General features: G+C 63.4%; 12 protein-coding genes. 6 read left to right on the top strand and 6 right to left on the bottom strand.

Features of this window, described 5'->3' with window-relative positions; genetic code table 11:
- Nucleotides 1–212 precede the first annotated feature (212 nt).
- Nucleotides 213–1124, bottom strand: coding sequence for a LysR family transcriptional regulator (locus NKH97_RS11915; RefSeq protein WP_023811673.1), 912 nt, complete (start codon nucleotides 1122–1124; stop codon nucleotides 213–215).
- 88 nt (nucleotides 1125–1212) lie between these two features.
- On the opposite strand from NKH97_RS11915, the gene NKH97_RS11910 reads away from it, so the two are divergent.
- Nucleotides 1213–1662: an RrF2 family transcriptional regulator gene (locus NKH97_RS11910; RefSeq protein WP_128304833.1), complete on the top strand. Its 450-nt coding sequence runs from the start codon at nucleotides 1213–1215 to the stop codon at nucleotides 1660–1662.
- Nucleotides 1652–2551: an NAD(P)/FAD-dependent oxidoreductase gene (locus tag NKH97_RS11905; protein ID WP_128304832.1), complete on the top strand. Its 900-nt coding sequence runs from the start codon at nucleotides 1652–1654 to the stop codon at nucleotides 2549–2551. Before NKH97_RS11910 ends, NKH97_RS11905 begins: the two co-directional genes overlap by 11 nt.
- Here NKH97_RS11905 and NKH97_RS11900 read toward each other — a convergent pair.
- A complete protein-coding gene (locus NKH97_RS11900) occupies nucleotides 2548–3324 on the bottom strand; it encodes a DeoR/GlpR family DNA-binding transcription regulator (protein ID WP_023811670.1) in 777 nt (258 codons plus the stop codon). The two genes, NKH97_RS11905 and NKH97_RS11900, sit on opposite strands and share 4 nt — an antisense overlap.
- A 399-nt stretch (nucleotides 3325–3723) precedes the next feature.
- Here NKH97_RS11900 and NKH97_RS11895 point away from each other — a divergent pair, with 399 nt between their 5' ends.
- Entirely contained in the window at nucleotides 3724–4611 is an 888-nt protein-coding gene (locus tag NKH97_RS11895; RefSeq protein ID WP_023811669.1) for a phosphotransferase family protein, read from the top strand.
- On the top strand, nucleotides 4608–7061 hold the full coding sequence (locus NKH97_RS11890) for a GcvT family protein (protein WP_352796919.1): 2454 nt from the start codon (nucleotides 4608–4610) through the stop codon (nucleotides 7059–7061). The genes NKH97_RS11895 and NKH97_RS11890 overlap by 4 nt, the downstream gene beginning before the upstream one ends.
- Before the next feature lies 1 nt (nucleotide 7062).
- On the opposite strand, the gene NKH97_RS11885 is transcribed toward NKH97_RS11890, so the two are convergent.
- A complete protein-coding gene (locus tag NKH97_RS11885; protein ID WP_164893001.1) occupies nucleotides 7063–7695 on the bottom strand; it encodes a class I SAM-dependent DNA methyltransferase in 633 nt (210 codons plus the stop codon).
- 101 nt (nucleotides 7696–7796) lie between these two features.
- On the opposite strand from NKH97_RS11885, the gene NKH97_RS11880 reads away from it, so the two are divergent.
- Entirely contained in the window at nucleotides 7797–8699 is a 903-nt protein-coding gene (locus tag NKH97_RS11880; protein ID WP_023811666.1) for a phosphotransferase family protein, read from the top strand.
- A gap of 5 nt (nucleotides 8700–8704) precedes the next feature.
- Here NKH97_RS11880 and NKH97_RS11875 read toward each other — a convergent pair whose 3' ends face one another.
- Both NKH97_RS11875 and NKH97_RS11870 read right to left on the bottom strand, forming a co-directional pair.
- Nucleotides 8705–9628, bottom strand: a complete 924-nt coding sequence (locus tag NKH97_RS11875; protein WP_023811665.1) for a DMT family transporter — start codon at nucleotides 9626–9628, stop codon at nucleotides 8705–8707.
- 106 nt (nucleotides 9629–9734) lie between these two features.
- Nucleotides 9735–11015: an amidohydrolase family protein gene (locus NKH97_RS11870; RefSeq protein WP_352439719.1), complete on the bottom strand. Its 1281-nt coding sequence runs from the start codon at nucleotides 11013–11015 to the stop codon at nucleotides 9735–9737.
- Between the two features lie 169 nt (nucleotides 11016–11184).
- Between NKH97_RS11870 and NKH97_RS11865 the strand changes: the two genes are divergently transcribed.
- Nucleotides 11185–12939, top strand: a complete 1755-nt coding sequence (locus NKH97_RS11865) for an ABC transporter ATP-binding protein (RefSeq protein ID WP_352439720.1) — start codon at nucleotides 11185–11187, stop codon at nucleotides 12937–12939.
- A 159-nt stretch (nucleotides 12940–13098) separates the two neighbouring features.
- On the opposite strand, the gene ilvD is transcribed toward NKH97_RS11865, so the two are convergent.
- A complete protein-coding gene (gene ilvD / locus NKH97_RS11860; RefSeq protein ID WP_023811662.1) occupies nucleotides 13099–14943 on the bottom strand; it encodes a dihydroxy-acid dehydratase in 1845 nt (614 codons plus the stop codon).
- Nucleotides 14944–15090 lie beyond the last annotated feature (147 nt).

Raw genomic sequence — 15090 nt, 5'->3', positions numbered from 1 at the left:
TCTCCCATTTAGGCGCCTGACCCTGAAAGCCGGTTTCGGTCTTCGCTAGGGGTCACGCGCGGACTGAAAACTGTCAGTTCGTCCGTTGGGCTTGATGCCGCTCTGATGGCGGCTTTGGTCCCTAACCGAAAGTGCTTCGAAAATTCCGGTTTCGCAAATTCATTTATCAGAAGGGCGATATCGGTTTTTCCGATAGGTGGGCAGCCGATCTCTCAGGGACGCTGGCGGACCGTCCGTTGCGACTGGGCAAGGCCGATGAAATCGCGCGCCGCCTGCGGCAGACCGGAGCCGCGCCGCCAGACCATGCCGACCTGGACCACCGGCAAGGAGCCGGAAATATCGCGCGATTCGATGCGGTCGCCTTCCAGCGACCAGGGCCGGTAGACGAGGTCGGGCAGCAGCGCCACACCGGCGCCGGTGGCGACCAGACTGCGCACGGCCTCCACGGAACGGGTGCGGAAGGCGACATGCGGCTTGGCGCCGATCGCCGTCAGCAGCTTGCCGGTATTCTCCTCGATCTCGTCGACGGTCAGCATGATCAGCGTTTCGGAGGCAATGTCGCCAATGCCGATGATGTCGGCGCCGACGAGCGGATGACCGAGCGGCAGCCACAGCCGATAGGCCGAGACTTCGAGGATTTCCGACTGCAACGCGGTGCGGTCGCGCAAATTGGAGGTGACCATGACGGCAATGTCGAGCTTGCCGCCGATCAGGAGGTGTTCGAGATAATCGCCATTGTCCTCGATGGCAGAGACCTCGACGCCGGGATAGGCGCGGCGGTAGCGGGCGAGCAGATCCGACAGCACATAGCCGGCGACCAGTGAGGTGACGCCGAGCTGCAGCCGGCCGGCCGCCACCGTCTGCTCGCCCGAGAAAGAGCGGCGCGCGTCGGAAACGTCCGCGAGAATCTTCGTCGCGTGGCGCAGGAACTGGTGGCCCTTGTGGGTGATGTTGAGGCCACGCGGATGGCGTTCGAACAGTTCGACGCCGAGATCGCTTTCGAGCTCCTTGATCGCTTCGGTGACCGACGATTGCGAGATTGACAGGTTCTGCGCGGCGCCCGAGACCGTGCCTTGCTCGGCGACTGCGATGAAGAACTGCAACTGGCGGATGGTGAAAGCCATGGCCGGACTAAACACGGCGGACGCGATGCTGGGAAGTGGCAACCGGCGAACACTTGACGCCTTCGCCAATCGTAACTAACTAAGTTACATGAAGCGCAACAGCCGACTGTCCTCGACCTTGCACATTCTCGTCCACATGGCCGAGAAGCCCGAACAGGCGCTGACCTCCGAGCAGCTTGCCACCTTCATCCACACCAATCCGGTCGTGGTCCGCCGCACCATCGCAGGCTTGCGCGATGCCGGCATCGTCACCTCGTCACGCGGGCACGGTGGCGGCTGGCTGCTCGGACGGGCGCCCGAGAAAATCTCCCTGGCCGAGATCAGCGCAGCGCTTGGCGAGACGCTGCTGCCGTTCAGCACCGAGCCGGAAAGCCCCGGCTGCCTCGTCGAGCAGGCGGTGATCGCCGTGCTCGACGATTTTCGCATCGCCGCCGAAAAGCTGCTGGCGGAGAAACTGAGCCGCATCACGCTGGCCGACCTGACCGCCGATTTCCGCCGCCGTTTTGACCTCATTGGAGTCTCCAGCCATGCAGTATGATCTTGCCGTCGTCGGCGGCAGCTTTGCCGGCCTGTCCGCCGCCATCCAGGTGGCGCGCGCAGGACGCAAGGTGCTGGTGATCGACGCCGGCCAGCCGCGCAACCGCTTTGCCGAGCATTCGCACGGCTTCCTCGGACATGACGGGCGCGCGCCCGGCGCAATCCTGGATGACGCAAGGCGGCAGCTGCTGGCCTATCCGACAGCCAGGGTTGTCGACAGGCGTGCGGACAAGGCCGTTGCTGCTGACAGCAGCGATTTCGAAATCGCCACCGACGGCGGCGAGACATTCGGCGCCACACGGCTGGTGCTGGCCACCGGGGTGCGCGATATCCTGCCGGAGGTTGCCGGTCTTGCCGAGCTCTGGGGCAGAAAAGTGCTGCACTGCCCCTATTGCCACGGCTACGAGGTTTCCGGCGGGCCGCTCGGCGTGCTCGCAACCGGCCCGATGTCCCTGCATCAGGCGCAATTGATCGCCGATTGGGGCGATGTCACGCTGTTCGGCAACGGCCTGTTCGAGCCTGACACAGAGCAGATGCGCGCGCTGGAGAGCCGAAAGGTGCGGTTTGAGCCCACCAGCGTTGCCGAGCTGCGGGAAGACGGCTCCGGCGGGTTGATCGTCCACCTCGACGATAGCCGAAAGGCCGGCGTCAGGGCGATGTTCACCGCACCGCGCAACACCATGGCCAGCCCGCTGGCCGAACAGCTCGGCTGCGGCTTCACCGAAGGCCTTCTCGGTCCGATAATCACCGTCGATGACAGGCAGCAGACGACCGTGCCCGGCGTCTACGCCGCCGGCGACGCGGCACGTTCGATGCACAACATCGCCTTTGCGGTATCGGCTGGCACCTTTGCGGGCGTCTGCGCCCACCAGTCGCTGGTGTTTAGCTAAAACCCGGCTTCCTCGTCGGCGATGCTAAGCCGCGCGCCGGCCTGCGCAAGGGCGGCGGCCAGGTCGTGCGGCGGCGAGCGATCGGTGGCGAGTTCGGAAAAGCTGTCGAAGCCGCAGACCTGGACCAGACCAAGACGGCCGAATTTCGAGTGATCGGTGATGACCAGGGACCGCTGGCCGCGCGACAGCACCATGCGGGCGAACTCGGCTTCATCCAGATCAAAATCCATGACGCCCATCACCGCGTCGACGCCGCCGGTGGAAATGATGGCGTGGCTGACCGAAAAACGACTGACAAAATCGATTGCCGAGGCGCCGAAAGCAGCGCCGGAATCGCTGCGCAGCTCGCCGCCCGCCATATAGACCTTGTTGCCGTTGATGGTGGCCAGCGTGCGGGCAATATCCGAGGAATTGGTGACGACCGTCAGGCGCCGGTGGCCAAGCAGTTCACGCGCAAGGAATGAGGTCGTCGTGCCGGTGTCGAGCATGATCGATTCGCCGTCGCGTATGGTGGCGGCGACCATGCGGGCAATGACGCGCTTGGCGTCGGCGTTCTCACGCATACGCCGCTCGAACGGCGCTTCGCCGATCATCGACGGCAGGCCGATGGCGCCATGCATCTTGAGGACAGAGCCATCACCAGTCAGTGGCTTGACGTCGCGGCGCACCGTCTCCAGCGACACGCCCAGCCGGTCGGCCAGACTGGCGATGGTGACGGTGCCCTCTTCCTGCACGAGACGCAGGATCTCGCCGTGTCGTTTGGACTGGGCCATCTGGTTTCCCGAACTGATGCTCTTGACCGATTTTAAGGTAATTCACATGCTTTTAAAGGAACTACCTTATGCTTTCGGGCAAAATACCCAAAAAAGGTTCACACCTTTTTATTGACAAGCGGGCAGCCCTGGCGTGAAATCAAAGACATTAACGGGCTTCAGATCTGCGACTGGGGCAGAGCCGCAACTCAGTGATCAGGCTGTTTGGAGTGCCTGTTCAAGGAATTTTCAGATCCGCGGGGGCGGATGCCGGGCTCAAAAACCTGGCCAAGGGGCTCGTCGGTGCGGTGCGGGATACCGATCCTGGCGTCCCGCACCGACGAGATTATTTACGTTTCTCCCGCCATCGTTGCGCTGTTCACGGCGCCTTGTCGAAGCCCAGCAAACCAGGGATGTTCCGTGACCGCCGAAGATCGCATCCGCGCCCTGCCCTGCTGGACCGGTGGCATCGAGATCGCACCGCTGCCCGGCGGCCTGAGCAACGCGAATTATGTGGTCACGGACGCGGCCGGACGACATGTCGTGCGCTTCGGCAAGGACTATCCGTTCCACCATGTCTTTCGCGAGCGCGAGGTTATGACCGCTCGGGCGGCGCATGCCGCCGGTTTCGCGCCAGCCGTCCGCCATGCCGAACCGGGCATACTGGTAACGGAATTTCTCGGTGCGAAAACCTATCTGGCGGAAGACGTGCGCGCCAATCTCGGCCGCGTCGCGGCTCTGATGCGCGCCTTCCACCGGGAAATGCCCAATCACGTCTCCGGCGCCGGCTTCATGTTTTGGGTGTTCCATGTCATTCGCGACTATGCGCGCACGCTTGAAGAAGGCGGCAGCCGCAAGCGCAGCGACTTGCCGCATCTGCTGACGCTGGCCGACGAACTGGAGCGCGCGCAGAAGCTGCTGCCGATCGTTTTTGGCCACAATGATCTGCTGCCGGCCAACATTCTCGATGACGGCAACAGGCTGTGGCTGATCGACTTCGAATATGCCGGTTTCAACACGGCGATGTTCGACCTCGCAGGCGCCGCCTCCAACGCCGGCATGAGCGACGAGGAATCCTTCGCCTTCCTGACAGCCTACTTCATGAAGGAGCCGGACGATGCGATCCGCCGTTCGCACGCGGCCATGCAATGCGCCTCGCTGCTGCGCGAGGCGATGTGGAGCATGGTCTCCGAGCTCTATCTCGACGCGCCAGGCATCGACTACGTCGCCTACACCGAGGAAAACCTCGTCCGGCTCGACGCGGCACTGGAAAACTACCGGACAAAATACGGGATACAGAAATCATGACATTGCCGAGCCAGGCCGCCATCGTCGTCATCGGCGGCGGCATCATCGGCTGTTCGACGGCCTATCATCTGGCGCGCGACCATAAGGCTGACGTGGTGCTGCTGGAGCAGGGCAAGCTGACCTCGGGTTCGACCTGGCATGCCGCCGGCCTTGTCGGGCAATTGCGCTCGTCGGCGTCTATCACCCGCGTGCTGAAATACTCCGTCGACCTCTACAAGGGACTGGAGGCCGAGACCGGTCTCGCCACCGGCTGGAAGATGACCGGCTGCCTCAGGCTCGCCACCAATGCCGACCGCTGGACGGAGTACAAAAGGCTGGCGACAACAGCAAAAAGCTTCGGCATGGACATGCAATTGCTGTCGCCGGACGAGGTGAAAAGAATGTGGCCGCTGCTGGAGACCGGCGATCTCGTCGGCGCCTCCTGGCTGCCGACCGATGGCCAGGCGAGCCCCTCCGACATCACGCAGTCGCTGGCCAAGGGCGCGCGCATGCATGGCGCCAAACTGTTCGAGGATGTCCGTGTCACCGGCTTCGAAATGAAGGACGGCCGCATCACGGCGGTGAAGACCAGCAAGGGCGACATCGCCTGCGACAAGGTGGTCAACTGTGCGGGCCAATGGGCGCGGCAAGTGGGGGCCATGGCCGGCATCAACGTGCCGCTTCAGCCGGTGAAGCACCAGTACATCATCACCGAGAAGATCGACGGTCTGGCGACCGACGCGCCGACCATCCGCGACCCTGACCGACGCACCTATTTCAAGGAGGAAGTCGGCGGGCTGGTGATGGGCGGCTATGAGCCGAACCCGCAGGCCTGGGCGACTGGTCTCCCCGGCGGCGACGTACCCAATGATTGGGAGTTCAGGCTGTTCGACGACGACTACGACCATTTCGAGCAGCACATGAGCCAAGCGATCGCGCGCGTGCCGGCGCTGGAAACCGTCGGCGTCAAGCAGATGATCAACGGGCCGGAGAGTTTTACGCCGGACGGCAATTTCATTCTCGGCACAGCGCCCGAATGTGCCAACATGTTCGTCGGCGCCGGCTTCAACGCCTTCGGCATCGCCTCGGGCGGCGGCGCCGGCTGGGTGCTGGCGCAGTGGGTGGTCGACGGCGAAGCGCCGCTCGACCTTTGGGTGGTCGACATCAGGCGCTTTTCCAACCTGCACCGCGACCGTCAGTGGGTCCGCGACCGCACGCTGGAGGCCTATGGCAAGCACTATACGATCGGCTTCCCGCATGAGGAGTATGCCAGCGGGAGGCCCCGTATCCTCTCGCCGCTCTACGACAGGCTGAAACAGCATAATGCTGTGTTCGGCTCGAAGCTCGGCTGGGAGCGGCCGAACTGGTTCGCGCCCGAAGGCGTCGAGCCGCAGGACATCTATTCGATGGGCCAGCAGAACTGGTTCGCGGCGGTCGGCGACGAACACCGTCATGTGCGCGAAAAGGTTGGCATATTCGATCAATCCTCCTTCGCCAAATACGAGTTGAGCGGGCCCGATGCGCTGAAGGCGCTGGACTGGATCTGCGCCAACGACGTCAGCAAACCGGTCGGCCGGCTGACCTACACGCAGCTTCTCAACACGCGCGGCGGTATCGAGGCTGATCTCACTGTGGCGAGGCTGGCCGAGGAGAAATTCTACATCGTCACCGGCACAGGTTTCCGCACGCATGATTTCTCATGGATCAGCGGTCATATCGGCGAAGGGCTCGACGCCAGGCTTGTCGACGTCACCGAGGATTTCGGCACGCTGTCGCTGATGGGTCCTCGGGCGCGCGACGTGCTCTCGGCGGCGACCGGAACCGACGTGTCGAATGCCGGCTTCCCGTTCGGCCATGTGCATGAGATTGCCATCGCCGGCCACACGGTTCGGGCGCTGCGCGTCACCTATGTCGGCGAACTCGGCTGGGAACTGCATGTGCCGATCGCGGCCACCGGCGAAGTCTTCGACGCGCTGCTGGCGGCAGGCGAGAAGCATGACATCCGCCCGGTCGGCTATCGGGCGCTGGAATCGCTAAGGCTGGAAAAAGGCTATCGCGCCTGGGGCTCCGACATCACCCCCAACGACACGCCGCAGGAAGCCGGGCTCGGTTGGGCGGTCAAGCTGCGCAAGAACACCGATTTCGTTGGACGGCGCGCGCTGGAGAAGACCAGCGGCGCGGCACTGAAGAAACGCTTTGCCGGCTTCACGGTCGACGACCCCGAGATCGTGCTGCTCGGTCGCGAAACCATACTGCGCAATGGCGATCCGGTCGGTTATCTCAGCAGCGGTGGTTATGGCTACACGCTGGGCAAGACCATCGGCTACGGCTATGTGCGCAACGCCGACGGGGTGAGCGACGATTTTCTGGTCTCGGGCGACTATGAACTGGTGGTTGCGATGGAGAGGACACCGGCCAAGATCCATCTCGAGCCGATGTACGACCCGGCAGGCGCCAGGGTCAAAGCGTAGGTCAGGTCACGCGCAGTGCGAGACCGCGGCTGGGCACGGTGTCGGCTTCGCCCGGCATGGAGACGTAAGGGCGCGTTTCCTCGACGCGGGTGACGAGGCCTTGCGCCTCGATCTCGCCGACACGCGTGGCAAAGCCGGCATCCCACAGCGTGTTCTTGACCGTCAGCACGATCACGCCGCCCGGGCGGCAGATGCGGATTAGCTCGTCCAGCCCCTCGACGCCGACATGGCCCGAGGTGAAGACGCCGGCCGAGATGATCCCGGCATAGGCATCATCGGCAAAGGGCAGATGACCGCCGAGCGCCAGGCAATGGAGCGCGGAATAGACGCCCTTGCGGGCCGCCTGATCCAGCATGCCTTGTGAAATATCGAGTGCCTCGACTTGCGGGTAACCAGCAATATCAAGCCATTCGCCGATGAGCCCGGTGCCGGCCCCGGCATCGAGCAGCGGTGCTGAACCGCGCGGCAGATGGCGGGCCAGCAAGGCAAGGCAGATCGTCGGATGGCGATAGCCGGCGGCCGACATGTCGGCGTCATAGGTTTCCGACCAGCGATCATAGAGTGCGGCCACCTCTTCGGGCCGCTTTGCCGCGTAGGCCGCGCCGAGCGCGCCATGATGTTTGCTGTCCGCCACTTTTATCCAGTCCGCCAATTTTTGATCTCGCAGTGATGATAGCCAAAGCGCGAAAATTGTGGAACCGTCGCTGCGACAAATAACGGCGTGGGGGCGCAGGCATGGTGACTGACGAGGCGCGTGCGGCACTGGACGCCATTCCCATGCTGGCCGGCTACAGCGGGCCGCTGGAACGGCTGGGCGGCCTCACCAACCTCGTCTTCAAGGCCGGCGACTTCTGCCTGCGCATTCCCGGCAAGGGCACCGAGGAATACATCAACCGGGCCAACGAAGCAGTGGCTGCACGCGAAGCGGCAAAGGCAGGGGTCAGTCCCGAGGTGCTGCATGTCGACCCCGGCACCGGGGTGATGGTGACACGCTACATCGCCGGCGCCGAAACGATGTCGCCGGAGAAATTCCGGACACGTCCGGGCAGTCCGGCCCGCGCCGGCGAGGCCTTTCGCAAGCTGCACGATTCAGGCGCGGTGTTTCCCTTCCGCTTCGAATTGTTCGCGATGATCGACGATTACCTCAAGGTGCTGTCCACCAAGGAGGTCGCCCTGCCCGCCGGTTATCATGACGTGGTGCGCGACGCCGAGAGCGTGCGCTCGGCGCTGGCCGCCTATCCGCTGCCGCTCGTTGCCTGCCACTGCGATCCGCTGTGCGAGAACTTTCTCGATACCGGCGAGCGGATGTGGATCGTCGACTGGGAGTATTCGGGCATGAATGACCCACTCTGGGACCTTGGCGACCTCAGCGTGGAAGGCAAATTCGACACGGGGCAGGATGAGGAGATGATGCGCGCCTATTTCGGCGGCGAGGCCAAGCCGGCGGAGCGCGGCCGCATCGTCATCTACAAGGCGATGTGCGACCTGTTGTGGACGCTGTGGGGGCTGATCCAGCTCGCCAACAACAATCCGGTCGATGATTTTCGCGCCTATGCCGACGGTCGGTTCGCGCGCTGCAAGGCGCTGATGGAGACGACGGAGTTTTCACGGCACCTGGCGGCGATACGTCAGGGCTGAGCCTACTAATTCACGCCCTTCGGCACGTTTTCGGGCGGCACCGCAGTCTCGACCACTTTCTGGCGGTGGAAGATGAACAGGCCGGCCAGAACGACGATGCCCGAGCCGATCAGTATGCGCGGGCCTGGCACGTCGCCGAAGAATGCCAGTCCGAACACCACCGCCCACAGCAGCAGCGTGTAGTGCAGCGGCGCCAATGTCGAAGCCGGCGCCAGCTTGAGCGCCCTGGTGATCATCAGATGCGCGCCGCAGGAGACGATGCCGAGCAGCAGCATGGCGCCGAGATCGAGCGCCGACGGCGTCTGCCAGGCGCCGATGGTCAGCACACCCCCGACCAGCAGCGTGCCGATAGTCTGCCATGTCACCAGATTGGTGTCGCTGGTGCCGCGCAGCCGGCGGTTGAGGATGATGGCGAAGGCGAAGGAGATGCTGCCCACCAGCGCAAAGCCCGACGACAGCGAGAACGCCGCCGAGGACGGTTTCAGCATGATCAAAACGCCGCAGAAGCCGAGCAGGATCGCCATCCAGCGGCGCCAACCGACCTTTTCGCCAAGCAAGAGGTGCGAGAGCGCCGCAACGTAGATCGGCCCGGCCATGTAGAAACTCATGACATCGGCAAGCGGCAGATAGACCACGGCGGCATAAAAGAGCGCGGTGTCGAGCGTGGTCATGACAACGCGCAGCAGCTGCAGCTCCAAGCGCTCCATGCGAAACAGCTTGGCCGTGCCTTGATGGGCAATCATCGGGCCAAGCACGAAAAAGGCGCCGATGGAGCGGATCAGCACCACCTGACCGACGGAGAAGCTGGCGACCAGCCACTTGCCCATGGCGTCGTTCAGCGCAAACAGGAAGTCGCCGGCCAGCATCAGCAGAATGCCGGCCAGAAGCACATTCCTGATCGTCGAATTCTGCGCCACGGGCTGCGTCATGCCGATCCCGATTCCTCCCTGGTAAGCCGCGTCGTAGACGGAAGCGGCGGCTTTGACGAGGAGAATTCGGGCAATGGGTAAGACCAGCGCCAGGAATCGGCTGTATCTAGCTGGATATGTGCCGCCGGTTCACCATTCCCGGCCTTCCGTCGATGGACAGCCTGGTTTCCTGCTTCGTCCGCTCCGCCACCACCTTGCCCCTGGCGATGACGCACAGGCGCTCGGCGCGCAAGCGCAGGGCTTCGACCGGATTGCCGGCATCGAGGACGACAAGGCTGGCGCGCTTGCCGACCGCCAGGCCGAGATGATCGAGGCCCATGATCGCGGCATTGACGTTGGTGACCATGTCGAAGCAGCGCGCCATCTCGGCCGGGCTCGACATCTGAGCAACGTGCAGACCCATGAAGGCGACATCGAGCATGTCGGCGGTGCCAAGCGAATACCAGGGATCGAGCACGCAATCCTGGCCCCAGCCGACGCGAATGCCGAGCGCCAGCATCTCCTTGACCCGAGTCAGGCCGCGGCGCTTCGGGAAGGTGTCGTGGCGGCCCTGCAGCATGATGTTGATCAGCGGATTGGGAATGACCGAGACGCCGGCCTCGGCGATCAGCGGCAGCAGCTTCGAGACGTAGTAATTGTCCATCGAATGCATCGATGTGAGATGCGAGCCGGCCACCCTGTTTTGCAGACCAAGGCGCTGCGTCTCATAGGCAAGCTGTTCGATGTGACGCGACAGCGGGTCGTCGGTCTCGTCGCAATGCAGGTCGACCATCAGGCCGCGTTTGGCCGCGATCTCGCACAGCTCCGTTACCGAACGCGTGCCGTCGGCCATGGTGCGCTCGAAATGGGGGATGCCGCCGACAATGTCGACGCCCATGTCCAATGCGCGGATGGTGTTCTCACGTGCCGTCGGCGAGCGGTAGAACCCGTCCTGCGGGAAGGCGACCAGTTGCAGGTCGATATAGGGGGCGACCGTCTTCTTGACCTCGAGCAGCGCCTCGACCGCCAGCAGCCTGTCATCGCAGACATCGACATGGGTGCGGATTGCGAGCAGGCCCATCGACACCGCCCAGTCGCAATAGGCCAATGCGCGATCACGCACCGCCTCATGCGTCAAAAGCGGCTTCAACTCGCCCCATAGCGAAATGCCTTCGAGCAGCGTACCCGACGCGTTGATGCGCGGAATGCCGTATGAGAGCGTCGCGTCCATGTGGAAATGCGGATCGACGAAGGGCGGCGAGACCAGATTGCCACGGGCGTCGATCTCGGTTCGCGCGGAACCCTGCATAACGGGCTCGATCGCTGCGATCGTCTCACCGCTGATGCCTATGTCGGCAACCCTGCCATCAGGCAGCGTGCCGCCGCGAACGATAAGGTCGAAATCCATCTGTCGTCATCCCGTCAAAAGAATCATCTGATATAGCCGAGGCTGAAAATCGCATCCCGTCGATGCCGCTTGCAACAGCGGTTTGTCCGCAGCGGCCGCGGATGGTTCCATCCGGCCGCAACTCCCTCTATAAGCCGCCTTCGTTGTCCCGGTTTCAAGGATCCGCCGTTTGTTTCGTTTCTTCCGCTCGACGGAAAACCAGCGCCTCGTTGCGAGGTTGATCCGGGAATCCTTTTACCAGCACAGGTTTGGCTACGGCGCCGCGATCTTGTCGATGCTTGTGGTGGCCGCCACGACCGGCGCCAGCGCCTGGATTCTCAAAGAGATCACCGACGAATTCGTGGTCTTCAAGCGGATTGACCGCGTCAACCTGATTGCGGCGGGGGTCGCCACGATCTTCATTCTCAAGGGTCTCGCCAACTTCATCCAGGCTTATTTCATGAGCCGGGTCGGCAACGCCATTATCGCCGATCGCCAGCGCAAGATCTACGACCGCATCCTGGCGCAAGGCATCGAATTCTACCATTCGACCTCGTCGTCCGACCTGATCACACGCATGACCAACAATGCGCAGGCTGCGCGCAACGTGCTCGACCTCGTTGTCACGTCCTATGTGCGCGACCTGTTGTCGCTGGTTGTCCTGGTAGGAGTCATGGTCTGGCAGCAGCCAGCCTTGTCCATAATCTGCTTTGTCGTCGGCCCCTTGGCTATCTACGGGGTCAACCGCATCCTCAAACGTGTTCGCAAGTTCGCCGCGATGGAGTTTCGCTCGGTCGGCCAGATCGTGCAGGTGATGCAGGAAACGGCAATCGGCGTGCGCGTCGTCAAATCCTTCAACCTCGAAGGCGCAATGCGCAACCGCATGTACAAGGCCGTGTCGGACGTCGAGAACCGGGCCAACAACATCGCGACGCTGGAGGCTGCGACAAGCCCGGTGATGGAGACGCTGGCCGGACTGGCAATTGCCGGGGCCATCTTCGTCAGCGGCTTCCTGGTCTTGCAAGGCGGCCAGATGCCTGGAAACATCATGGCCTTCATCGGGGCGCTCCTGTTCGCCTATGAGCCGGCAAAGCGCCTTGCGCGCGTGCGCATATCGCTGGAAAGCGGCATTGTCGGCGTGCGCATGATGTTCGAGCTCGCCGACCAGCCGCTGACTCTGGTCGAGAAGCCGGACGCGAAGCCGCTTCTGGCCGGACCGGGCGAGATCCGGTTCGACGCCGTCGACTTCGCTTATCAGAACGGGCCGCCGGTGCTGGACAGGTTCGATCTGACGCTTGCGCCCGGCAAGATGACGGCGCTGGTCGGGCCTTCCGGCGGCGGCAAGTCGACGATTCTAAACCTGATCATGCGCATGTACGACCCGAAGAGCGGCAAGGTGCTGTTCGATGGTCAGGATATTTCCCATGCGACGCTCGCATCGCTGCGGGAAAAGATCGCCTATGTCAGCCAGGACACGTTCCTGTTTGCCGGCACCATCATGCACAACATCCGGCTTGGGCGCGAGGGTGCGACCGACGAAGAGGTGATCGCCGCCGCCAAGGCGGCCAACGCCCATGACTTCATCAGCGCGCAGGCGAAAGGCTACGAGACGGATGTCGGCGAGAATGGCGGCCTGCTGTCGGGCGGCCAACGCCAACGGATCTCGATCGCACGCGCCATGCTGCGCAATGCCGAGATCCTGCTTCTGGACGAAGCGACCAGCGCGCTCGATGCCGAATCGGAAGCACTGTTCCGAGACGCGCTGCAGCAATTGACGGAAGGCCGCACGACGGTCGTTATCGCGCACCGTCTGTCAACCGTGCACCAGGCAGACACGATCGTGGTGCTCGAAGCCGGCAAGGTGGTGGAAAGCGGCCCGCACAAGACCTTGCTCAAGCAGGGCGGGCTTTACCAGAAGCTTTATGAGTATCAGTTGATGCCGTGATGGTGTTCCGGATGTTGGAGCCAGCCCCCCTTATCCGGCCCTTCGGGCCACCTTCTCCCCGAGGGGAGAAGAGATCGTCAGCGCCGGCGCCAGCCTCTTCTCCCCTGCGGGGAGAAGGTGGCCGCGTAGCGGCCGGATGAGGGGGCCTGGGCGCGAACCTTATTCCGGCACAAACCTGACCGCGCCCTTGGCCGCGCTGGTCGCCATCGCGGCATAGGCGCGCAAGGCGGTCGTCACCTTGCGCTTGCGCTTTTCCTCGGGCTTCCAGGCCAGGGCGCCCCTGGCCTCCATAGCAGCACGGCGCGCTGCCAGTTCGGCATCGTCGACAGCCAGGCGGATGCTGCGGTTGGGGATGTCGATCTCGATCGTATCGCCCTCCTGCACGAGCCCGATCAGCCCGCCTTCGGCGGCTTCCGGCGATGCGTGGCCGATCGACAGGCCCGAGGTGCCGCCGGAGAAGCGGCCGTCGGTGACCAGAGCGCAGGCCTTGCCGAGCCCTTTCGACTTCAGATAGCTGGTTGGATAAAGCATTTCCTGCATGCCTGGGCCGCCGCGCGGCCCTTCATAGCGGATGACGACCACATCGCCGGCCTTGATCTCGTTCGACAGGATCGCCTTGACGCTGGAATCCTGGCTTTCGAACACGCGGGCCGGGCCGGTGAACTTCAGGATCGATTCATCGACGCCGGCCGTCTTCACGATGCAGCCGTCGAGCGCCAGATTGCCTTTCAGCACGGCGAGGCCGCCATCCTTGGAAAAGGGATGTTCGGTCGAGCGGATGACGCCTTTCTCGCGGTCGAGATCGAGTTCGTCCCAGCGGCGGTCCTGGCTGAAAGCGACCTGTGTCGGCACGCCACCAGGGGCGGCGAGGAAGAAATCGCGCACACTCTGGCTGGTCGTGCGAGAAATATCCCAATGGTCGAGCGCTTCGCCCAGCGTTCGCGTGTGCACCGTCGGCAGGTCGCGGTTGAGCAGGCCGGCATTGTCGAGCTGGCCGAGGATGGCCATGATGCCGCCGGCGCGGTGCACGTCTTCCATGTGCACGTCGGACTTGGCCGGAGCAACCTTGCACAGCACCGGCACCTTGCGCGACAGCGCGTCGATGTCGTCCTGATCGAAATCGATTTCGCCCTCATGCGCGGCGGCGAGAATGTGCAGCACGGTGTTGGTCGAGCCGCCCATGGCGATGTCGAGCGTCATAGCGTTCTCGAACGCACCTTTGGAGGCGATGTTGCGTGGCAGCGCGGTTTCGTCGTCCTGCTCGTAATAGCGCTGGGCGAGATCGACGATCAGGTGGCCGGCCTCGACGAACAGCCGCTTGCGGTCGGCATGCGTGGCCAGCGTCGAGCCGTTGCCGGGCAATGAAAGGCCAAGCGCCTCGGTCAGGCAATTCATCGAATTGGCGGTGAACATGCCCGAGCAGGAGCCGCAGGTCGGGCAGGCCGAGCGCTCGATGACCTTGACGTCCTCGTCGGAAATTCTGTCGTCGGCGGCCGCCACCATGGCATCGACCAGGTCGAGAGCCTGCGTCTTGCCGGCGAGCACCACCTTGCCGGCTTCCATCGGGCCGCCGGAAACGAAGACGGTAGGGATGTTGAGGCGCAACGATGCCATCAGCATGCCGGGCGTGATCTTGTCGCAATTGGAGATGCAGACCATGGCGTCGGCACAGTGAGCGTTGACCATGTATTCGACGGAATCGGCGATCAGCTCGCGCGACGGCAGCGAATAGAGCATGCCGTCATGGCCCATGGCGATGCCGTCGTCGACGGCGATGGTGTTGAATTCCTTGGCGACGCCGCCGGCCTTCTCGATCTCGCGCGCGACCAACTGGCCGAGATCCTTCAGATGGACATGGCCCGGCACGAACTGGGTGAAGGAGTTGACCACCGCGATGATCGGCTTGCCGAAATCGCTGTCCTTCATGCCGGTGGCGCGCCAGAGGCCGCGAGCGCCGGCCATGTTGCGGCCATGGGTGGTGGTGCGGGAGCGATAGGCAGGCATGTTTTTTCCTTGGTGGCTGGCCACAGCCAGGCATGGCGCGGCGGAGCTGAATTCGGACCGCAGGCGTTATAGACGCGCAAGCTCGGTCTGGCCACAATTTTGCAATGCGCCAGATTCTCTCAAAAAAATGCGTGGCACTGTCGGATG

The sequence above is a fragment of the Mesorhizobium sp. M0870 genome (assembly GCF_040319775.1).
In the GTDB taxonomy this organism is placed as follows: Bacteria; Pseudomonadota; Alphaproteobacteria; order Rhizobiales; family Rhizobiaceae; genus Mesorhizobium.
This window is presented reverse-complemented; position numbering and strand designations above follow the sequence as displayed.